The organism is Lacihabitans sp. CCS-44 (genome assembly GCF_024343735.1).
Lineage (GTDB): Bacteria > Bacteroidota > Bacteroidia > Cytophagales > Spirosomataceae > Leadbetterella.
The window spans coordinates 22,438-42,881 of record NZ_RJUE01000008.1 but is presented as its reverse complement, the minus strand read 5'-3'; the positions used below and the strand labels follow the sequence as shown (position 1 = coordinate 42,881).

Genomic DNA, 20,444 nt, shown 5'->3' with positions numbered 1-20,444 from the left:
CCTGTTGTAAGATGCTTTTTTAAAAATAAATGAAACTACCCAATTCTGATAGAAAAATCTGCGTTTTTTATGCCATTTGATTGGCAACAAAGCTTTTAATATCCTCAAAAGCCTGAGCATCAAACCATTCAAAAGTATCTTTGTTTTTAAACCAAGTCAGCTGCCGTTTGGCATATCTTCTGGTATTTCGTTTGATCAAATCCACCATGGTTTGGTAGTCTGTTTCTCCTGACAAATGCCCAAATACTTCTTTGTATCCGACAGTTTTCAAAGCGTTTTTATCTTTAAAAGCCTCCAGATCTTTCACTTCATCAAGCAGTCCTTGTTGAAGCATCAAATCTACACGTGTGTTTATTCTTTGGTACAACTCCTCTCTTGGCCTTTCGATCCCAATTTTTATTATTTTATAGAAATGCTCCTTTTCTGTTTTTTTCTGAAATGAAGAAAACAAGCCTCCCGTACTCAAACACACCTCCAAAGCCCGTACCAGCCGCTGGCTGTTCTGGATATCTATGCTCTCATAAGCCGAGGGATCCAATTCTTTAAGCTCACTTTGCATTTTCTCTTTTTCGCCGTTTTCGAGCCTTTGCATCAGTTCGGCACGTAGTTGGATCGGTGCCTCGGGCATGTCGTCGAGACCATTAACAACGGCATCTACAAATAACCCTGAGCCACCGGTCATGATTACAACATTTTTTTGCAAGAAATAAGATTTCAAAAACACCTCCACCTCTCGTTCAAAATCACCGGCACTGTAAAGCACCTCCACGCTGTGAGAATCTATAAAATGATGCTTTACGTCTTGCATTTCTTCAGGCCTTGGTTTGGCTGTACCAATGTTTAGCTCTCGGTAAAACTGCCGCGAATCGCACGAAATTATATCACAGCCTAGCCACTGAGCAAGTTTTACGCAAAGGTCTGTTTTGCCAACTGCCGTGGGGCCAACTATAATTATCAAGGTAGGATACGGTGCTTCGATAAGGAATTCGATAAATTTTGAACAAATTTATGATAATGTTCCTAAATTCGAATTCAAATCAGAAAATACAACATGGAATTTCTACTGTTTATTATAGCCTTGGCGGTTGGAAGCTTGGCTTCTTGGCAAATATTCAACTGGATATATGGCAAAAAAATCAAGGACAACTCAGAGAGTATTCGGGTAGAATCCAACGTCCTTTTGGAAAGAATAGAGAAGGTTTTTAAGGTGGTGTTGGCCGAAGGCTATTTTACCGAAATATACGACCACAACTCCAAGAAGGAGTTTTGGGGACTGTTCAAATCTAGCAATAAAGCTTTGGTGGTGGCCAAGGCCAAGGTTTCAGTAGGGTATGATTTTAGCAAAATGAAGTTTAGTAAAGAAAATTCCGAACGCAAACTGGTTATAGAAGAATTTGCCCCAGCCGAAATACTTTCTGTAGATACAGATTATAAGTTCTATGACCTCAACCAAGGGCTTTTGAGTAAATTCAACAATGAAGACTACACCTCGATACTGGCAGAAGCAAAAAAAATGATGCAAGAAAAGGCCCAGGAGAGCGATTTGCCGCTGATAGCCGCCAATCAGGTAAAAGTAATGATGAAGCAGCTGGCGGCGTCTATGAACTGGGAGCTGGAGATAAAAGAAAAAGGAAATAAAACAGCCATATTGCTCGAAGACCATGAGATTCTGCCAAAAATACTCGAAAAAGCAACTTTTAAAGATGTCTGAAAATAAGATTGCATCTCAGACTTTCTATTTAAAAAAATATATTTAAAATATAGACTTATTACTTAAAGTTCAAATATGAGTCAATACTAAAGATTTTTCGGTCAAAAAATCTTTTATGATTACCTTTGCGACGAATAACCAAAAACATTTATGGCATTAATAGAAGAACTGGAAGATCAAGGAAATCTGTTGTTTAGGTACAGAAGTTATATCCCCATTGTCTTTCTGGCTTCAGGCTTGGGCGTCTATGCCTACAAAATATACGATATGAGCTACCCAGATCTTGGTTTTAACTATTGGCTAATATGCTTGACAGTTGGTCTTTTGGGGCTTTTGGTTAGAATTTACGCCGTTGGCCACACACCCGCAAATACCTCTGGAAGAAACACAGCCGAGGGGCAAGTAGCTGCCGAACTTAACCAAACAGGCATCTATTCTATTGTGCGTCATCCTCTTTATTTGGGAAATTTCTTGATGTGGTTGGGAGTGGCTATGCTAACTGCTGACTTGTGGTATCTCGTTGCATTCACATTTACATACTGGGTTTATTATGAACGTATTATGTTTGCCGAAGAAGCATTTTTAAGGAGAAAATTCGGCGAGCCTTACCTCAAATGGGCAGAGGACAAACCGGCATTTATACCAAAACTAAAATCTCCGATTACCCCAAAATACCCTTTCTCGATAAAAAAAATATTGAAAAAAGAGAAAAACGGTGTTGCAGCCATGTTTGGTTTGTTTTATATCTTCGAAGTAGTCGGTGAATACATCAAATGGGGCGAATACAGTTTTAAACCAACTTTCTGGTTTTGGGGCTTTGCAGTCAGCACTGTCGTATATTTAATACTCAAAGTTATTAAGCGTTCAACCAACATACTTGAAGAAGAAGGCCGATGAAACCAAACTGGGACGGCATATTGACAAAGGCAGGATACTTATATTTGAGCCTTCCATTCTTGATTTTTTGCCTGGGATGGCTCAATTTAGCTTCCACTATAGTTTTTTCGAGTGTTACATTGATTTCTATTTTTTTATGCCTGAAAAACGTCCATCCCGATTTCTCTGTAAACTATTTAGTAAGTAAAAATCCTAGAACCATTTGGGTCTCGTTAGTCATTATTTTACTCATCATTTTTTTTTCAGGAATTGGGCACTATACTTACCAAAACAATGATCACTTATACCGCGGAGCCCTTTTTGCCGATTTGGTAAAATACGACTGGCCCGTGATGTACAAAGTTTCTGGTTTCCCGGGGCATTTTCTTGAAGGAAAAACTACCATGATGACGTATTATCTTGGCTTTTATCTTCCCACGGCAGCTATCGGCAAAGCTTTTGGTTTAGAATTTGGCAGATTTGCTCTATTTTTCTGGACATTCGTCGGAACAGTTCTGGTGGTTTTTCAAACGGGTAAATATCTCAGAAAATTCAATTATAAACTGCTTTTACTTTTCTTTGGCTGGGGAACGCTCTTTTTTATTGGAGCTTTGTACAAAAACTCCTTCATTGATATTTATACCGAAACAGCCAATCCGCTTTGGGCAGGAATGATACTCTACGCCGACAGTAACCTTGGATTAATATATTGGACTTTTAATCAATCACTTACAGCTTGGCTGATTCTACTTTTGATATTCAACAAAGGTCCGAAAGAGAACATTTTCTACCTCTATAGCCTTACATTTTTTTTGAGTCCTTTCGCATTTGTGGGTATGTTCCCATTTGTCATTTTTAGTATTTGGAAAAACTATGAGGGCACACTTAAAGATGATTTATGGAAAAACATCAAACATTATCTTAGCTTTCAAAATATTATTGGAGCTGCTCTAGTGGTAGGTCTCAACTTCATCTATATCGACTCCAACAAAGCTGGTAAGTTCTTCCAAGTGCTACACCACAGACCAAAAATTCTAATTGTTTTTTATCTGCTTTCTTGGGCTATTATTGCTTTTCTAATTAGTTCAAAATTCAAAAAAAATGCACTTTTCTGGCTAATTCTAATTGTCCTTGTTCCCCTACCCTTCTTTCAGCAGGGTTTTGGCATTGATTTCCCTGGAAGGCTTTCTATACCTGCGTTGTTTTTCCTAATGCTATTGGTTGGGCAGTTTTTGATTGAAGAAAAATCGGATTGGAGAAAATGGGCAGTGTTGGCTTACATGGCCGTAAGTGCCGTATGGCATATAGGTTTTGAAGTAGGCAAGCCCATTATCTGGACAAGTGCCGAAAACATCAGCCACAAAACCGACTGGGATGATAAACTCATGGCCGCTGAGAATCCAAAACTTCAAAAAATAGGTAAAATACTTAAAAACCTAGAAGGCAAAGATATTCTCATTCAAGACCACAAAACCATAGTAAACCCCAACAATAACGTCATCTGGAACTATATGGCGGATATTGAAGAGTCGAGGTTTTACAGGTGGTTTGCGAAGAAGAGGTGAATGTTTGTGAAAATTTAGATTATAGCCAAAATTTACTATTTTTAGATTTTAAAAATTGAAGTCTATGGACAATCAAGATATTAGGTGGAAACAGCGATTTGCGAATTATAGGCTTGCTTTGGCAAATCTTACTGAAGGCATTGAAATATCGAAGCCGTCAGATCTTGAAAAATCAGGAATAATACAGATTTTTGAATACACTTTTGAGTTGGCGTGGAAAACCATGAAAGACTATCTCAAAGAAATGGAAGTTGAAGTAAATTATCCTAGAGAGGTTATAAAAACTGCTTTTTCTTATGAATTAATAGAAGATGGTGATACATGGATTGATATGCTCGAAAAGAGAAATCTCATGAGCCATACTTATGACAAAAAAAATGCTGAACTGGCTTACTCCCTGATAAAAAACGAATATTTCGAAAAGCTAAAAACATTAGAAGCGTACCTTTCTAAAAAACTATGAACGACTTTGGAATAAGTGATAAATCTTTTGAATACATCAAGCAAACTTTTGAGAGTTATCCAGAAATAAAAGAGGTTATCGTATTTGGAAGTAGAGCTAAGGGTACTTTCAGAAATGGTTCAGACATAGATTTGGCCATTAAAGGCTCTGGAAACTGCCTAAAAATGGCGATGGATATAGCAGGCATATTGAATGAAAGGCTCCCAATTCCTTACCATGTGGATGTTTTAAGTTATTATGATTTGGAAAATTCGGATTTAATATCTCACATTAATAGAGTAGGAAAATCTTTGCTTTGAAAACTGAGTATAAACGTACGTTTAATAAACTTATCTAGAAAAAATTCTCTAATCTAACCAAAGGAACTTCGACGGAATAAGAATTTTATCCGTGTCACATCCATAGAATCCGTGTTCAATTCAGAAAGTTTTTGCGGACACAAACTTGGGCCAACAAAAAACCTCGTTCATGCCATCACAAACGAGGTTTCAGAATCAAAAATAATCGCTTTTAATACCGAATAGCCCAAGGAAAATTGTGCATGGCCTCTTGTTGCTTGATGTATTCCTCAGTCTCTTTATTTAGAAAATCAATGGTTACTTTTTTCCCCTTCAATTTCTTGGGTAATTTCGGAATTTCTTGGATTGGAGCTAATGCTATTACACTCGATGTGTACACTATGGCGTCATCGTCGATGTTGATTTCGAGAATCATGCCAGGCAATCCTCCAAACCGCTCTGGACCAGATGAAACAGGGATATCCGTTGTAAACCACGCTACTACATTTTGCCTCTTTACGGGTTCATAAGTAGATGCTTTCATACAAATATACCCACTCACTTCTTTTATCTCATTCAAGATTTTCCATTTACTAAACTTCAATGAATCCTCCACCACATAGGATTTTCCCAAAGTCTCGTACAATTCCAAAATCTTTCCATTTTCAAAATCTCTCGTAATCACCATCAGGTCATTTCTCCAAGAATACGTGCCATCTTCTGACTGCTCCTCTTGATTTTCAAACGTATAATGACTTTGTTTTTCGTTAAAACTCAAAACCATTTTTTGCTTATACTCTGTTTCATTTTTCCAAGTTTGAGCCATCCTATCTTTCTGTTCTTTAGATAGATACGTGGCTTTACTCTGTATTTTCACCCAATCTCTCTTCTTTTCAAAAGTAATCTTCCCAGCAGAATTTTGTCCGAAAGAAAGCTGTATAGTATTTAGTAGAAGTATCGCTAATAATATTATTCTCATTTGATTGTTGTTGTTTAGTTTTCCCATCTTGATTTTTTAACACTTGCTGCTACACCACGCATATTGTAGGTATAAGACACCATAAAATAGCGAGACAATGTTTGTGAAACTGTACTTTGAATAATGTTTTGGAAGGCACTTTGTCTAACGCCCACGTTCTTCTTAAACACATCGTACATGCTCAACCTTATCTCCGACTTTTTGGCTTTTCCTACAACTTTATAAGTACTGAGGTTCAATATAGGGAGTTTTTGATCAAAACCCAATTTTGCATTTTTGTATTGATTATAATTGAAATCTGCAGTTAAAAACACAGATTTAGGCATTTGCAATACCATGTTAGCTCTTGCAGTATTATTAAAGAATTTCTGATTTTGTGTACTACTCAAAGAATACTTCGCATTGTTTATTCCGGTAGAGCCAGACAAAAACAAAGAGAACCAATCTACAGGCGTTAGATCTAGCCTGGCGTTAAAGTTCATGTTGTTATTGGTGTTTTCGTTGAGCTGATTGTTTATGTATATCAAGTTTTTACCGATGTTGCTGTAAGTCCCTACAGACGCCGAAGCTTTTGTTTTCTTTATCGGAAAACCAAAGTTTACCGAATAATTGAAGTTGTCTCCACCAGTTATATTCTCAGGTGTCAGCGTAGTAATTAAACTGCTGTTAATTTGCTGATTATAAATAACTTGATTTTTGTAATAGTTATAACCTACGTTTGTCCAGATATTGATAAAGGAAACCGGATTGTACATTCCAAAACCCAATGAACCTCCTTGATTGGTAGTAGGTTTGAGCCCTGGATTACCCACTCTTATGAATAGTGGATTAGAATTATCTGTAAACGGCTGTAAATCACGAATTTTCGGTGCTTCCATACCTACTTCGTAACTTCCGTAAAGATACTTGTTGTTTTTTAGATCAAAATTCACACTAATATTGGGCAATAGAGCATCATATGAATTTGAAATCTGGCCAATTGTTGGTTTTCCTTGGTCATTAGCAAGAATCCCATCCAAAGATATACGTTGGGCAGCCATTCCAAAGGCAATATTGAAGCCTTTGTTTGAGTATCGGAGCGACGAACCCAATCTGTTATTGTTGATGGTGTTGTCGAAATATCTACTTAGAGAATCCACCCTCGGCTTTGTATCGCTGAACAAATCAAAAACGTCTCTATCCACCAACTGATTGGTATTGCCAAAGTTATAGAAGGTCTCTAGGAAAAATTTCTTGCTCAGTGGTTCAATAAACAAAACACTCGATTTGATTTCCTCCGTGTTTGTAAATGCCCCAACATTCTGATTGATATTTGGTATTCTTCCAAAAAGTGGGAAGCTTTCGCCCGTAACTTTAAACTCCTCAATATTTGATTTTTGAATACCCTCTTGGTCGTTGTTATTGATATTATAAGTACCTGATAATGCAAAATTACGGCCTTTTTTCTTGAATTTGTGACGGTAAATCAAAGCACTCGAAAGTATAAAGTTATCTCCTTCAAAACCATTTTCTGAAACTTGGTTTCTGAATTTTTCACTGCTCGTGTTCAAGAATTCTCTGGAACTGTTGGATTGTTGTGAACGTGTGCCCAATTTTCCATTTACATTCAAAACCAATGTATTCAAGGAATCAATTTGTTTTTCAAACCTAAAACTCAGTCGATGGTTTTCTGAAAAATTGCGATTTTGGCTTATCTCATTGTTGAAATAATTGGAAGTAGGCAGAAAAGTCTGCGAATTTATAGTTTGATCAAGGTTTTGGGTAGTTTGGTTAAAAAAGTAATTTGAGCTCACTTTCGTTTTTTTGGTATCATAATTATAGTTTATTCCACCCGCAAAGTTTTTAGACAAACCTTGGCCTGGCCCCCAAGAACGCGGCAATTCTAAGCCCTCTTCTTGGTTGTCGTCCCAATAAATAAACCGCATGCCACCTTGCGAAAACCCAAAGTCGGCGTTATCGTTCCAGTTATAAGATTGGCTACCACGGAAATCCTGATAATCATTATTCGACAAACCCGATTGATTAATATTATTACCAAAACCCACCACATTAAACTGATTTTTAGAGTCAAATTTGTTATAGTTGGCCTTAGCCATTACACGTTCGTCTGTTCCAGCTCCAACTGTGCCTTTACCAAAACCACCCTTCTTAAACTCTTCTTTCAGTTCAAGATTGACAGTTTTTTCTTTCTTACCGTCATCTATACCAGTCAGTTTTGACTGCTCAGATTTATCATTAAAAACCTGTACTTTGGTTATAGCCTCTGCCGGTAAATTCTTAGTGGCAAGCTTTGGGTCATCTCCAAAAAACCTCTTACCATCTACCGTAACTTTTTTTACTTCCTCGCCCTGGGCTTTTATATTACCGTCGGCATCGATTTGTACACCCGGCAATTTTCTAAGTAAATCCTCCACAGTAGAGCCTGGCGGTACTTTAAACTTACTGGCGTCGTATTCTACTGTGTCGCCTTTGATGTTGATGGGTGCTTTTGCAGTTCTTACAACCACTTCAAAAAGTTCTTTTTGGATAGGTTTCAAAGTGATTTTACCTAAATCCTTGCTAAGATTCGCAGCGTCAAACTTGATAAGCTCTTGCATGGGCACATAGCCCAAAAACGTGGCTTTTATCAGATAATCTTGCTTTTTTACATTTTTAAAAATGAAATTCCCGTCGGCATCTGCTCTTACAAATGTGACCAAAGATGAATCGGATGGAATTAGTAGAAACACAGAGGTAAAGGAGAGCGGAGCGTTTTCATTGTCGATAAGTGAACCTTTGATACTGTAGCCACTTTGTGAAAATATCTTGAGTGCGGACATGAAAAAGATCAAGAGTAATAGTCTTAATTTCATAATTAATAGTTTATTAGTGAATATTGGATTGCAATTTGGGCTGGGTTCTTTTACAAAAAAAATGTAAAGCACCTATTTTACATTTTTTAACAAATAGTTACCAAACTAATTATTGAAAACCAGGGCTTTATACTTATAAATAAAAAATAGTTACAAAACTAAAACATTAGTTTTTATAGAATATTGTATAAGTCAGGAAAATTTTTTAAATCTTCTTCTGTATCAATGTCGCTGAGGGAGGGGAGTAAGTTGCAAGTATAAGAAAATGAATTTATGACGTCTAAAGCTTCCTGAGCCACGTGTTCATGGCTCCATGTTTTATTGAGGAAAATATCTTGTAGAAAAGTATCTGAATTTATTTTTTCGAAATTAAAGCCAATAGCATAATAACCGCCGTCATGAGATGGTCCTAAGACAGTTTCAGCGTCTTCCAAAAGTTCAAAACCTTTTTGAAGAATTTCGGTAGAAACTTCGTAGATATCGCTACCAACAATTAATACTTTAACGTAACCCAAGTCTTTGGCCTCCTCAAATGCCGAAAGCATTCTTTGACCCAAATCTGGGGATTGATTCTGAACATACTTCTTGAAAACATCATTTTCCCAAATGTCATTTTTATCCACAAAGAATGAATAAAACAAGAGCTTATCAGCCCTGACATCCAAAGATTTGTCATGAATATTGACAAGCAGTTTTTTAAACACCTCAAGTGCTTTTTCATTACCAATAGTGGCTGCCAATCGGGTTTTTACCTTGCCGAGTTCGGGGTTTTTGATGAAAATTATGAGAGCATGGTTCATTCTTGTTGGAGGATTTTATTTCAAAAATTGATTTGGGGTAATGATGGGGATATTTTTATAAGGATTTAGGACAAGCAAATCACTATCTCCAGAAACTATAAAATCAGAAGAATGCTCAAGTGCTAAAGCCAGAAATTTATTATCTTTTTTGTCTCTACAATCTTCAACTATAATATTTACTTTTACAAATTCGGTGGAGCGATAATAATTAATTAAAAAAATCGATTTGTCTATTTCAGAAAAATATTTAGAAAATTTGGATCGACTCAAAACTTCTACAAGTTCTATATAACATTCTAAAGAACTAATTATTTGGTGGTTTAGTAGAGCTTTCTCGTACGCTAATCTTGAGGTTGATGTTTTAAAAAGTAAAGCACTTACCAATACATTGGTGTCAAATACTATCTTTTTCATCAAGTAATTCTTGAAGTTTCTCTTCAGTAAGGCCACTTTTTTGGGCATCTGTTGAGATTTTATCCATAATGGCCAATAATTGCAACTTATAATCTGTATCCTCAGCTGGAAGAATAATCACCTCAAGTCGTTTTTTTTGATATTCTTTTGGAATTTTGATAACTAATGTATCGTCTGTACCCTCATAATATTCTCTAAATGCATTCATAACCAAATATTTTCAACAAATATAGAATTATAAACGGATTTTAGAAAATAAAAGATTTTATCAAAGAATTAGAACTTTAAACCAAAAACACCACCAAGCCACGAGCTCCATGAGCCCCAAGAACCAATGATTGTTCAATATCCGCAGTTTTGGATGGGCCAGCCAAAAATACTCCAAAGCCATAATCCGCCATACCTATTTGTCCATAAGCCTGATGCATGGTGGGCAGAATAGTGGATTTATCGATAACTATGGCTAAATATTGAGTAATAAATGGAGCTACACGTTGTCCCATTTCCGACTCTGTCAGCCATATTGCTCCATTTTCTGCCACCGCAAATTGCCCTTTAATTATTAAAAAGTCAGCATCCTTGAGCGAATGGGGATCTGCCGTTTGCCAGTCTTTGTTTTCTGAAAATTCTGTCAAAGTAGAAATCACTCTTGCATTGACGGGATAATTCGCTATAATGTATTTTTTAATTTCTTCGTAATCCGAAACTTGCAAAACCTTCCCTCCTATGCCTTCCAAAATTTCGGTGAATTTTTGCACCAAATCATACTGTTCAGTACCCAAAACCAACAAATCTGGCAAAGGCAACAGCTCTGGCTGATTCTGCTTTATTCTGGAAAGTATGTTTTCTCTACTACTCATTTCCTATTTTTTTTATACCATTCTCTAAAACTCTCCTCTGGTGGCTCAGGCATTTCACGTTGCTTGTACCAAGGATTCATGCTGTTATTCACCAAAAAAGGCAATTTATCCATCAACATTCTACCCACTTTTCCTGAAAATTTAAATATACTCGGGTTTGATAAAACTGTTGACATGCCTTTCATGGCCAAGGTTTTAGACGCTGGTGTATAACCTTCTTGCACTAAAACTTGTCGCCATTTGTACAACTGTAGGTGAATGTCGATTTTAACTGGACAAACATTGGTACAAGAACCACAAAGTGTACTTGCAAATGGCAAATCGGCGTTGGCTCGCATATCTAGATTCGGAGCTAAAATAGACCCAATAGGCCCAGCTACGGCATTGTGATAACTATGGCCTCCACTTCTACGGTAAACCGGACAAGTGTTGAAACATGCCGCACATCTTATACATTTCAAAGAATTTCGAAAATCTTCACGGCCCAACTGCGTTGAACGACCGTTGTCCACAATCACGATGTGCATTTGTTGGCCTTCACGTGGCTTTTTGAAATGACTCGAATATGTGGTAATAGGCTGACCAGTAGCACTCCTAGCCAACAATCTCAAAAATACCCCTAAATGCTTTTTTTGAGGAATAATTTTCTCAAATCCCATACTGGCTATATGAACATCAGCCAAATGAGCTCCCATGTCGGCATTGCCTTCATTGGTACAAACTACAAATTCGCCCGTTTCGGCTACTGCAAAATTGACTCCCGTAAGAGCAATCGGACGAGTCAAAAACTTGTCTCTCAGGTGCTGACGTGCGGCTTCTGTTAGATATTGAGGGTCTTTGTTGCCTTTTTCAGTGCCCAAATGTTTATGAAACAACTCTCCTATTTCTTCTTTTTTCCAATGAATACAAGGCATCACAATATGCGAGGGTGGCTCCTCTGCCAATTGCACTATCCGCTCACCCAAATCGGTATCGATAACTTCAATGCCTTTTTCTGCCAAAAACTCGTTCATATGGCATTCCTCCGTCAGCATCGACTTAGACTTTACCATACCTTTAAAAGTATCAGCAGGAATGTCTCCTTTGTAATATTCAGAAATTATTCCGTAAACTATCGCGTTATGTTCTTTGGCATCAGCTGCCCAATGTACTTTTATGTTGTTTTTAATGGCATTTTCCTCAAATTGCACCAAATAATCGTGCATATTGGAGAGTACGTTATTCTTGATTTGAGATGCCGTTTCCCTCAAAAGTTCCCAATCATTTATTTGAAAAGCCGCTTTGTCTCGTTTTTGACGAACGAAATAGAGAGTTTCATCGTGCCAAGTGGTACGATCAAAGTCTTTGTTGAATATTTCGGCTCGTTCACTGTGTGTTCCGAGTTGTGAGTTGTGAGCGGTGAGTGAAGAACTACTTTTTAACATGATTTTCAAATGATTTACCAACTCTCAATTGCTAATTATTTTAACCTAAATATTAGTTTACTTAATTACAATACTCATACTCAGCTCTCTAAACCCGGAACTATCATTGCTTGATTAAGAATTTCTGCAATATGCATGACTTTGATATCGTGTTTTTCTCTACGAATTATACCTTCCATATGCATTAGGCAAGAAGTATCGCCTCCTGTCAATATTTCGGTTCCGTTTTTTAGGTGATCCGAAAGACGATCTTGACCCATTCTTACAGAAACGGCCTCCTCGGCCACGCAAAAGGTACCGCCAAAGCCACAACACTCGTCTTTTCTATCCAAAGTAACTAATTCCAAGCCTTTAAGGTTTTTGAGAAATTGCTCTGGTTTTGAGAAAAAAGGAGCATTAAGTTCTGACATTTGGCTCAAATGTAAACCTCGTTGCCCGTGGCAACTTTGGTGAAGCCCTACTTTATGTTTAAACTCACCTTCGAGGCTTTCGATTTTTAATATGTCCGTAATAAACTCTATTAATTCATAAATTCTGCCTTTCAGAGGAATGTGTTCTTTTACGTGTAAAGTACAACTTCCTGAGGGAGAAACTACGTAGTCGTATTCGTTAAAATTATCTTGAAAAAGTTTTGTGCAATCACCTGTAATATGCTCATAGCCAGAATTGGCCATGGGCTGCCCGCAACAAGTTTGATTTGCTGGAAAATGCACTTCACAACCCAATTTCTCCAATAATTGCAGTGTGGCAATGCCAACTTTAGGGTAGAATTGGTCTATGTAACAGGGTATAAATAGGGCTACTTTCATTTGGAATATTTTGAAGATAAGGAGCCAAAATATTTTATTATTTCTCTAAAGTTGGGATTATCAGACTTGAGTATTAGCGAGCTATAAATTTTATTTTTTTCTATATCAATAATTTCAGCATCCACTTTAAAATAATCGGAACCTTTAAAATATTCTGCCCAAGAATCAAATTTTCTTTTTCTTGCAAGCTGTCTTGAGTCCGATGAATCACAAATATAAATTATAACATCATCGGATTTTTTTGAGAAAAAATCAAAAACTATTTCAGCAATTGTAGAAGGGATTTTATCATCCTTTCCAACACCTATTTTCCCTTCCAAAATAACAATACCTAACTCAAAAGCATTATTACTTATAACCTCAGAGTAACCGAAAATATAATCTGAAGGTTTAAACTTGATTTCAAAAACAACTTCATTTATTGTTTTGAATATATAGGAATGGCTGACTCCTCCGGCAAATTCAAAATCATAATAATTTTCAAACTGGTTGCTTCCTTCCATTTTTCTCTTGGAGTCTCTTCTTGATTTCTTGAAATTCACTAGTTTTGGCAAAAGCCTTGGACTCTTCTTGCATTTGCTTTTTGGACTCTAATAATTTCTTTGCAATTTCTATAGCTCTAGGGTTACTCGGCCCGTTACTTTTTATTGTTATCGTAATCATTTCGATTTAATATTATGTTTCAAATATACTAACAATTAATATCACAATCCAGTTGCAACGGTTTTCAGTCCGCGTTCACCTATCAAAGCCTTACGAACTTGTAAATCACGGAAAATACCGATAGGTGAAATAGCCGCTCCTGCTCTCAACCTTGCTTCGGCCACGATTGGTCTTACGTCTGTGCGATAGGCAGCTTGGATTATTTCTTGAGCTTTTACCACATCGTTGGAATCACGAGCGGCTTCTAATGCTTTTGCATCAACTAAAAGAGACTGAGCATAAGCAACCATAATGGCTTCTACCGATTGCAATAAATCCTCCAATGGATCTTTGATGTTATGCGAAGCATCTATCATCCATCCAAAACCAGAGCCCAACTCAAAAGGGGAATTATTTGGCTGATCACCTTGAGTCAATTCATTGAATATCAAAAACAACTGATAAGGATTGATACTTCCAACAGTTAGGTCGTCGTCGCCATATTTTGAATCGTTGAAGTGAAAACCACCCAATTTACCTTCCATCATTAAGAGACTTACTATTTGCTCAATGTTGGCGTTTGGCAAATGATGACCCAAATCCACCAAAGTGAATGCCTTTTCTCCCAATTTTGAAGCATACAAATGTGATTGTCCCCAATCCCCAACTGTCATCGAATAAAAGTTCGGTTCGAAGGCTTTGTACTCTACAAACATTTTCCAATCAGCTGGTAGTGCTGCATATATTTCTTGCAAACTTTCAAGTGTATTTTCGAAAGCTTTTCTGAAATTTAATTGACCAGGAAAACACGAACCATCTGATAACCAAACCGTTAAAGATTTAGAACCTAAATCAACACCATGTTTAATAACCTCAATGTTATGGTCAATTGCTTGCTTGCGAATGGCCTTATTAACATTTTGCAAAGAACCAAACTTGTAGCTTAATGCTTGGCCTGCTTGATCTTGAAAAGTGTTCGAGTTTACTGCATCAAAAGCGAGACCGTGCTGTGCAGCAAGTGTCTGAATGTCTTTTGGAGATGTTGGAATATCCCAAGGAATGTGCAATGAAATGGCTCCAGAAGTTTTGTTTAACTTATGCAAAAGTCCTACGTCTTCAATTTTTTCTTCCAAACTTCTTGGTTCACCGCCACCTGGAAAACGTCCAAAACGAGTACCACCAGTACCCAATGCCCAAGATGGAATGGCGACTTGGAAGTCTATTAATCGTTGAATTATTTTTTCAACACCTTCTGTTTCGTTTTTGGCGAAATCAAAAAGTACCTTATGTTTAGCCAATTGCTTGGCGTTATGGTCGTCAATTATATTTTGAGAAATTATCATCTTTTGTTGTTTATTGAACACGGGTTAACACAGATTAGACACGGATATTTTTTTGATAGATTATGTACAAACCTGCTAAAATATTATTTAAATGGGTATAAATTTCAAATTATTATCATACACTTTTCTTTTAAAATCTGCTTTTTTCCCAAAATTGAAAAGTAAGCCTACTTCGATATTCGTTCCTCTAAGATAATTAAGTAATTGGGCTTCATTCTCTTCAACTAAATAGTCAGCGGCTTTTAATTCAATAATCACTAAACCCTCAACCACTAAATCAGCAAAATACTCTCCCACTTTATAGCCTCTAAACCAGACATCAATTTTCTTTTGGGCAACTACTTCTAGTTCTTCTTGCTTTAAAGCCACAAACATAGCATTTTGATATACTCTTTCTAAAAAACCATAACCCAGTTCATTATATACTTGATAATAGACTTTTATGATTCTTTTTGTTAGTTCATCGTGCTTCATTTTTAGATTAGATTTAGATTTCTTATCAATATGTGCATTAATGCAGATTAAGAACCTACTTTATCATTAATTTCTTAAAAAAAATAAATGATTATAAATTTTTATCCGTGTCAAATCCATAAAATCCGTGTGCCCTAAAATCACCTATAAAAGCCCATAGCTACTCCGCCATCAACATTTATAGCGTTTCCTGTTGACTTATTTAGCAATCCACCCACAAATGCGAAACATGCGTTGGCAATATCATCTGGCAAGATAATTTCATTCAGAAGCGTTCTTTTGGCATAATAAGCGGGCAATTCTGCAACCGTAATTCCGTAGGCTTTGGCACGGCCTTCGGCCCATCCTCCCGCCCAAATATTTGAGTCAGAAATTACGGCATCAGGGTTCACTGTATTTACTCTGATCTTGTCAGCACCCAACTCTGCCGCCATCAATCTGGTCATGTGAGCTTGAGCTGCTTTGGCAGATCCATATCCCGGATTATTTGGTCCTGCTACCACAGCATTTTTAGAGACAATATTTACGATATCTCCTCCAATTCCTTGCTTACGCATAATAGCTACGCCCGCTTGAGATACTATAAATTGGCCTTTTACTAAAATATCATACAGTCTATCCCACTCTTCAAGGCTATGCTCGGCTATTGATTTAGAAATACTGATTCCTGCGTTATTTACAACAATATCTACGCCTCCAAATGCCAAAGCCGCGTTTTCAAAGGCTGTAAATGTAGAATCCTTGTCGGTTACATTTAATAAGGTAGATGCAACGGCGTCTTTACCGTAAAGCTTTAAAAACTCTTCAGTTGCAGTATCTAATCTTTCCTGATTAATATCGTTCAAAATCACACAAGCACCTTCTTCTGCAAATTTTTTGGCAATTGCTTTTCCTATTCCGCCTGCACTGCCTGTTATCAGAGCTATACGGCCAGAAAGAGCCTTGGGTTTTGGCATCCTTTGTAGCTTAGCTTCTTCTAACAACCAATATTCAATATCAAAGGCTTCCTGATGTGGAAGGGCAGTATATTCCGAAACTGCCTCCGCACCTTTCATTACATTTATGGCGTTGGTATAGTATTCTGAAGCCAAACGAGCCATGGTTTTGTCTTTAGCAAATGTGAACATTCCTACACCCGGATAAAGAATTACCACAGGATTTGGGTCACGCATGGCTGGTGAATTGGGATGTTTACAAGCATCATAATAGGCTTTGTAACCTGTTCTGTATTCTTCAAAAACTGTATCCAAATAGGTTTTGTCTTCTATTTTGGCTGGTTCTAAAACCAATGGAGCGATTTTAGTTCGCAAGAAGTGGTCAGGACATGAAGTGCCCAAAGGAGCCAACTTTGCCAAATCATTAGAGTTGATAAATTCTAAGACACGGCTGTCATCTGTAAAATGACCCACCATTTTACGTTCTGAAGAGCAATAACCTCTCAATGTTGGAGCCAAGGCCGATGCTTTGGCCTTTCTATCAGTTTCTGAAAGGCTATCAATTTTCTTTCCACCAAAAACTGGTCTCGTTTTTCCGAAATTATCCTCCAAATATTGAGCACATTTTTCGATAACTTCGAGGGTATTGATATAGCTAGAATATGCGGTATCGCCCCAAGTAAACAAACCGTGAGAGCCCAACATTATTCCTTTTAGTGTGATGCCTTTGGCTGCGGCCTCATTTAAGCAAGCTCTGAGTTTTAATCCCAAATCAAAGCCTGGCCTTTGCCAGCCCACCCAACCGATTTCGCCGTTGAATAACTCATCAGTTATTTTCTTTCCGTCTTTTGCAGCTGCAATTGCAATAGCCGCATCTGGATGAAGGTGGTCTATGTGCTTGAACGGTAAAAATCCATGAAGCGGAGTATCTATAGAAGGGGCTTTTGAAGCCAAGTCAAAAATACAATGATTGAAAAGCTCCACCATTTCGTCTTCATGGTCGATGCCTTTATATACATTTTCAAGGTTTAGTAGCCTGTCCATATACAAGGCCGCACAACCCGACTTTTTCAAAGTGCCTATGTCGCCGCCCGAGCCTTTGATCCACATCACTTCTGTTTCTTGACCTGTAAGTGGGTCTTTATCAGTGATTTTTACTGAGGTGTTTCCACCGCCATAATTGGTCAACCGCAAATCGGCCCCAAGAAGATTTGAACGATATATAAATAACGCAACTTCGTCGCCAGCCATTTCTGCAGCTTTGGCGTCGTCCCATAGGTAACTTGCGTGTTTGAAACTGTCTTTGTTAAATGACATATTTAAATGTATTTTTTTTATAAAATCTAACACAAAAGAATGGTAAAGGTTTACTATAACTGTCCTTTACTGTACTGATAAATCACTATTCTGTCCAAGAATTTTGACCTTTTAGAGGCATACAGCCAATATATTCTCCTGGAACTGGGTCGTAAACCAAAACGTTTCGACCGATTTCTTCGGAAGTATAAAATCCAAATAATGTTAAGCCCTTGATTATCTTGAAGAAAGTAGGCTGGGGAGCATCTTTTTCAAGAGCTATGCCCCACATACTTAATCCCGAGCGAGGTTTTTCTTTGTCGAGCTTTTCCAAAAACTCTTTCTTTTGGTCTGCTTTCAATAATATAAAATTGGTATCATACTTTGCTTTTACCTCATCTTCAAAGGATTCCAATCCTTCTACCAAACTTTTCTGAGAGGCCTCATCCATTGTTTCTTTTACCATTTTGTCAATAAACTGCGGAACTGCCATTTCTTTTGCTCCAGGAGTTTTGGTTTTTGGAAGAATGGATTCAGCTATATCTGCTATCAATGCCGCTTGATTGTTTGTAAAAAAGGCTGGCTTCCAATCTAGGTTGGCCTGAGTCTGACACGAAAGTAGCATTTCAGACATTGAAATGCCTGTCAAGGTTAATCCAAGTGCTGCGGCTGTATTTTTTATATAATCTCTTCTGTTCATTGTTTGTTTCTTTTACTTATTGAGACGCAATGCGTCTTGCTTTGCTTAGACGCATTGCGTCTTATTCTACCTAGACGCAATGCGTCTTATTCTGCCTAGACGCAATACGTCTTATTCTGCCTAGACGCAATGCATTGCGTCTTTACCCACTCCTTGAGACGCAATGCATTGCGTCTTTACCCACTCCAGACTCATAGGTTATGCTTATTGAGTTGTTCTACTGCATAGTTGGCTGCACGAGCTGATAAGGCCATGTAGGTTATCGATGGATTCACGCAGTTTGAGCTTGTCATACACGCTCCGTCAGTAATGAACACATTTTTTACAGCGTGCAACTGATTATTTCCATTCAACACCGATGTCTTGGGATCGTGGCCCATTCGGGCAGTTCCCATTTCATGCACACCTACACCCATTCCACCCGAATTATCAAAAGATTTTATATTTTTAAACCCTGATGCTTCCAACATTTCAACAGCATCCGCTTTTATTTGCTTCCGCATCTCCAACTCATTTTTCTTAAATCCGGCATCGAAAACTATCTGTGGAATTCCCCATTTATCAGTTTTCGAAAAGTCTAAGTGCATTTTATTTTCATGATAAGGCAAAACCTCGCCAAATCCCATCAATGACATGCTCCAGCCGCCAGGTTTGTACAGGGATTCTTTGAAATCAGCACCAATACCTACTGCATCACCTCCTCTACCCCAACTGCTCCTTCCCGAAGCTCCTTGAAAATCATAACCACGCAAAAAGCTCTTATTCTGTGTTTGAGCATCAATGTTTACATATTTTGGAATAAAAATACCCACAGGCTTACGCCCTTTGTAATAATCTTCCTCCATACCGTCAAAATCGCCCATGGCTCCCACATGATAATGATGATCCATAATATTGTGCCCCAATTCGCCCGAATCATTTCCCATTCCATTCGGAAAACGGTCGGATTTGGAGTTCAGCAAAATCTGAGCTGTGGACATAGCCGAGGCATTCAAAAATATAATTTTTGCTTTGAAAGTGTGCTCCTCCATGGTTTCGGCGTCTATCACTACCACGCCAGTTGCTTTTTGTGTTTGGTTATCAAATAACACCTCTTTCACCACTGAATGCGGTCTAATAACAAAATTACCCGTATTGTTTGCAGCAGGTAAAGTTGAAGAATTCGCACTAAAGTAAGCCCCAAAAGGACAACCTCGAGAGCAGCGGTTTCTGTTCTGGCATTTCCCTCGGCCCAATTTAAGCTGCTCCTCAGTGGGTTCTGTCAAGTGAGCTACACGACCAGAGGTAACGTATCTACCTTTAAATTTGCTTTGAATTTGAGACTTAAAATAATCCTCCAGGCAATTTAGAGGAAACGGTGGCTGAAACTCTCCATCAGGAAAATGGCTTAAGCCAAGTTTTTCGCCACTTATGCCAACGAATTTCTCTACATAACTATACCATGGAGCTATATCTTTATATCGAATAGGCCAATCTATGGCTATTCCTTCGCGGGCATTGGCTTCAAAGTCATGCTCGCTCCAACGATAGGTATGTTTGCCCCAAAGCAAACTTCTACCTCCCGTGTGATGACCACGAATCCAGTCGAAAGGTTGAATTTCTTGATAAGGATTATCTAAGTCATTGGTCCAGAAATGTTTGGTATCTTCACCCACAAAACCGCTTCTGATCTGAATATGATGTTTTTTTCTGTCTTCAGCAGTGAGGGCACCTCTGTGTTCCTTATCCCATGGGTCTTGGTTCATGGTCGGATAATCTTCCAAATGGTTAACCATCCGTCCTTTTTCTAAAACAAGTGTCTTTAGACCTTTTTCTGAAAGTTCTTTTGCTGCCCAGCTCCCACTCATCCCTGAGCCCACCACTATGGCGTCATAGGTGTTTGTTTTATTGAGTTTTGTATTCAGATTGGCCATTAAATATTTTTTGGTTGAACGACTGCGAAATTATGCTTTTGTTTATATAAAACCGACAAAACTTAGAAATAATTAATCAACAAAAATCTGATTTTAAGCTTCAATATTGT

21 protein-coding genes are annotated in these 20,444 nt (G+C 37.8%); 5 read left to right on the top strand and 16 right to left on the bottom strand.

Annotation, left to right across the window (positions count from 1 at the left end):
• Positions 1-67: 67 nt before the first annotated feature.
• Positions 68-958 carry a tRNA (adenosine(37)-N6)-dimethylallyltransferase MiaA gene (gene miaA, locus EGI26_RS05845; protein WP_255076971.1) on the bottom strand — a complete coding sequence of 297 codons (891 nt, stop codon included), beginning with the start codon at positions 956-958 and terminating at the stop codon, positions 68-70.
• 93 nt (positions 959-1,051) lie between these two features.
• Between miaA and EGI26_RS05840 the strand changes: the two genes are divergently transcribed.
• The 5 genes from EGI26_RS05840 (at position 1,052) to EGI26_RS05820 (ending at position 4,914) form a co-directional block, all read left to right on the top strand.
• On the top strand, positions 1,052-1,711 hold the full coding sequence (locus tag EGI26_RS05840; protein WP_255076970.1) for a DUF4230 domain-containing protein: 660 nt from the start codon (positions 1,052-1,054) through the stop codon (positions 1,709-1,711).
• Between the two features lie 150 nt (positions 1,712-1,861).
• On the top strand, positions 1,862-2,608 hold the full coding sequence (locus EGI26_RS05835; protein WP_255076968.1) for an isoprenylcysteine carboxylmethyltransferase family protein: 747 nt from the start codon (positions 1,862-1,864) through the stop codon (positions 2,606-2,608).
• Positions 2,605-4,152 carry a hypothetical protein gene (locus EGI26_RS05830; protein WP_255076967.1) on the top strand — a complete coding sequence of 516 codons (1,548 nt, stop codon included), beginning with the start codon at positions 2,605-2,607 and terminating at the stop codon, positions 4,150-4,152. Before EGI26_RS05835 ends, EGI26_RS05830 begins: the two co-directional genes overlap by 4 nt.
• A 64-nt stretch (positions 4,153-4,216) precedes the next feature.
• Positions 4,217-4,615 (top strand): nucleotidyltransferase substrate binding protein, encoded by a 399-nt coding sequence (locus EGI26_RS05825; protein ID WP_255076966.1) that lies wholly within the window; start codon positions 4,217-4,219, stop codon positions 4,613-4,615.
• Positions 4,612-4,914: a nucleotidyltransferase domain-containing protein gene (locus EGI26_RS05820; RefSeq protein WP_255076965.1), complete on the top strand. Its 303-nt coding sequence runs from the start codon at positions 4,612-4,614 to the stop codon at positions 4,912-4,914. The genes EGI26_RS05825 and EGI26_RS05820 overlap by 4 nt, the downstream gene beginning before the upstream one ends.
• Before the next feature lie 211 nt (positions 4,915-5,125).
• On the opposite strand, the gene EGI26_RS05815 is transcribed toward EGI26_RS05820, so the two are convergent.
• The 15 genes from EGI26_RS05815 to EGI26_RS05745 form a co-directional block, all read right to left on the bottom strand.
• Positions 5,126-5,872, bottom strand: coding sequence for a GLPGLI family protein (locus EGI26_RS05815; RefSeq protein ID WP_255076964.1), 747 nt, complete (start codon positions 5,870-5,872; stop codon positions 5,126-5,128).
• 14 nt (positions 5,873-5,886) lie between these two features.
• Positions 5,887-8,724 (bottom strand): outer membrane beta-barrel protein, encoded by a 2,838-nt coding sequence (locus tag EGI26_RS05810; protein ID WP_255076963.1) that lies wholly within the window; start codon positions 8,722-8,724, stop codon positions 5,887-5,889.
• 173 nt (positions 8,725-8,897) lie between these two features.
• Positions 8,898-9,524 carry a TIGR04282 family arsenosugar biosynthesis glycosyltransferase gene (locus EGI26_RS05805; RefSeq protein WP_255076960.1) on the bottom strand — a complete coding sequence of 209 codons (627 nt, stop codon included), beginning with the start codon at positions 9,522-9,524 and terminating at the stop codon, positions 8,898-8,900.
• Positions 9,525-9,539: 15 nt separating this feature from the next.
• On the bottom strand, positions 9,540-9,938 hold the full coding sequence (locus tag EGI26_RS05800) for a putative toxin-antitoxin system toxin component, PIN family (protein WP_255076958.1): 399 nt from the start codon (positions 9,936-9,938) through the stop codon (positions 9,540-9,542).
• Positions 9,919-10,146, bottom strand: a complete 228-nt coding sequence (locus tag EGI26_RS05795) for a hypothetical protein (protein WP_255076956.1) — start codon at positions 10,144-10,146, stop codon at positions 9,919-9,921. The genes EGI26_RS05800 and EGI26_RS05795 overlap by 20 nt, the downstream gene beginning before the upstream one ends.
• Before the next feature lie 76 nt (positions 10,147-10,222).
• Positions 10,223-10,798, bottom strand: a complete 576-nt coding sequence (locus tag EGI26_RS05790) for an LUD domain-containing protein (protein ID WP_255076955.1) — start codon at positions 10,796-10,798, stop codon at positions 10,223-10,225.
• Positions 10,795-12,222 carry a lactate utilization protein B gene (locus EGI26_RS05785; protein WP_255076952.1) on the bottom strand — a complete coding sequence of 476 codons (1,428 nt, stop codon included), beginning with the start codon at positions 12,220-12,222 and terminating at the stop codon, positions 10,795-10,797. Before EGI26_RS05785 ends, EGI26_RS05790 begins: the two co-directional genes overlap by 4 nt.
• Before the next feature lie 80 nt (positions 12,223-12,302).
• On the bottom strand, positions 12,303-13,031 hold the full coding sequence (locus EGI26_RS05780; RefSeq protein ID WP_255076951.1) for a (Fe-S)-binding protein: 729 nt from the start codon (positions 13,029-13,031) through the stop codon (positions 12,303-12,305).
• Positions 13,028-13,534, bottom strand: a complete 507-nt coding sequence (locus EGI26_RS05775; RefSeq protein WP_255076950.1) for a DUF6169 family protein — start codon at positions 13,532-13,534, stop codon at positions 13,028-13,030. The genes EGI26_RS05780 and EGI26_RS05775 overlap by 4 nt, the downstream gene beginning before the upstream one ends.
• Positions 13,512-13,694, bottom strand: coding sequence for a hypothetical protein (locus EGI26_RS05770; protein ID WP_255076949.1), 183 nt, complete (start codon positions 13,692-13,694; stop codon positions 13,512-13,514). Before EGI26_RS05770 ends, EGI26_RS05775 begins: the two co-directional genes overlap by 23 nt.
• A gap of 41 nt (positions 13,695-13,735) precedes the next feature.
• Positions 13,736-15,016 (bottom strand): sugar isomerase, encoded by a 1,281-nt coding sequence (locus EGI26_RS05765; protein ID WP_255076947.1) that lies wholly within the window; start codon positions 15,014-15,016, stop codon positions 13,736-13,738.
• An 87-nt stretch (positions 15,017-15,103) separates the two neighbouring features.
• Entirely contained in the window at positions 15,104-15,490 is a 387-nt protein-coding gene (locus EGI26_RS05760) for a GxxExxY protein (protein ID WP_255076946.1), read from the bottom strand.
• 140 nt (positions 15,491-15,630) lie between these two features.
• On the bottom strand, positions 15,631-17,742 hold the full coding sequence (locus EGI26_RS05755) for a bifunctional aldolase/short-chain dehydrogenase (RefSeq protein ID WP_255076945.1): 2,112 nt from the start codon (positions 17,740-17,742) through the stop codon (positions 15,631-15,633).
• Between the two features lie 85 nt (positions 17,743-17,827).
• Positions 17,828-18,421 carry a gluconate 2-dehydrogenase subunit 3 family protein gene (locus EGI26_RS05750; protein WP_255076944.1) on the bottom strand — a complete coding sequence of 198 codons (594 nt, stop codon included), beginning with the start codon at positions 18,419-18,421 and terminating at the stop codon, positions 17,828-17,830.
• 191 nt (positions 18,422-18,612) lie between these two features.
• A complete protein-coding gene (locus EGI26_RS05745; RefSeq protein ID WP_255076943.1) occupies positions 18,613-20,334 on the bottom strand; it encodes a GMC oxidoreductase in 1,722 nt (573 codons plus the stop codon).
• Positions 20,335-20,444: the final 110 nt, after the last annotated feature.

Excerpts from the sequence above, each read along its gene's own strand:
- EGI26_RS05840 (WP_255076970.1), top strand. The coding sequence starts at position 1,052 with ATGGAATTTCTACTGTTTATTATAGCCTTGGCGGTTGGAAGCTTGGCT.
- EGI26_RS05835 (WP_255076968.1), top strand. The coding sequence starts at position 1,862 with ATGGCATTAATAGAAGAACTGGAAGATCAAGGAAATCTGTTGTTTAGG.
- EGI26_RS05830 (WP_255076967.1), top strand. The coding sequence starts at position 2,605 with ATGAAACCAAACTGGGACGGCATATTGACAAAGGCAGGATACTTATAT.
- EGI26_RS05825 (WP_255076966.1), top strand. The coding sequence starts at position 4,217 with ATGGACAATCAAGATATTAGGTGGAAACAGCGATTTGCGAATTATAGG.
- EGI26_RS05820 (WP_255076965.1), top strand. The coding sequence starts at position 4,612 with ATGAACGACTTTGGAATAAGTGATAAATCTTTTGAATACATCAAGCAA.
- EGI26_RS05815 (WP_255076964.1), bottom strand. The coding sequence starts at position 5,872 with ATGAGAATAATATTATTAGCGATACTTCTACTAAATACTATACAGCTT.
- EGI26_RS05810 (WP_255076963.1), bottom strand. The coding sequence starts at position 8,724 with ATGAAATTAAGACTATTACTCTTGATCTTTTTCATGTCCGCACTCAAG.
- EGI26_RS05805 (WP_255076960.1), bottom strand. The coding sequence starts at position 9,524 with ATGAACCATGCTCTCATAATTTTCATCAAAAACCCCGAACTCGGCAAG.
- EGI26_RS05800 (WP_255076958.1), bottom strand. The coding sequence starts at position 9,938 with ATGAAAAAGATAGTATTTGACACCAATGTATTGGTAAGTGCTTTACTT.
- EGI26_RS05795 (WP_255076956.1), bottom strand. The coding sequence starts at position 10,146 with ATGAATGCATTTAGAGAATATTATGAGGGTACAGACGATACATTAGTT.
- EGI26_RS05790 (WP_255076955.1), bottom strand. The coding sequence starts at position 10,798 with ATGAGTAGTAGAGAAAACATACTTTCCAGAATAAAGCAGAATCAGCCA.
- EGI26_RS05785 (WP_255076952.1), bottom strand. The coding sequence starts at position 12,222 with ATGTTAAAAAGTAGTTCTTCACTCACCGCTCACAACTCACAACTCGGA.
- EGI26_RS05780 (WP_255076951.1), bottom strand. The coding sequence starts at position 13,031 with ATGAAAGTAGCCCTATTTATACCCTGTTACATAGACCAATTCTACCCT.
- EGI26_RS05775 (WP_255076950.1), bottom strand. The coding sequence starts at position 13,534 with ATGGAAGGAAGCAACCAGTTTGAAAATTATTATGATTTTGAATTTGCC.
- EGI26_RS05770 (WP_255076949.1), bottom strand. The coding sequence starts at position 13,694 with ATGATTACGATAACAATAAAAAGTAACGGGCCGAGTAACCCTAGAGCT.
- EGI26_RS05765 (WP_255076947.1), bottom strand. The coding sequence starts at position 15,016 with ATGATAATTTCTCAAAATATAATTGACGACCATAACGCCAAGCAATTG.
- EGI26_RS05760 (WP_255076946.1), bottom strand. The coding sequence starts at position 15,490 with ATGAAGCACGATGAACTAACAAAAAGAATCATAAAAGTCTATTATCAA.
- EGI26_RS05755 (WP_255076945.1), bottom strand. The coding sequence starts at position 17,742 with ATGTCATTTAACAAAGACAGTTTCAAACACGCAAGTTACCTATGGGAC.
- EGI26_RS05750 (WP_255076944.1), bottom strand. The coding sequence starts at position 18,421 with ATGAACAGAAGAGATTATATAAAAAATACAGCCGCAGCACTTGGATTA.
- EGI26_RS05745 (WP_255076943.1), bottom strand. The coding sequence starts at position 20,334 with ATGGCCAATCTGAATACAAAACTCAATAAAACAAACACCTATGACGCC.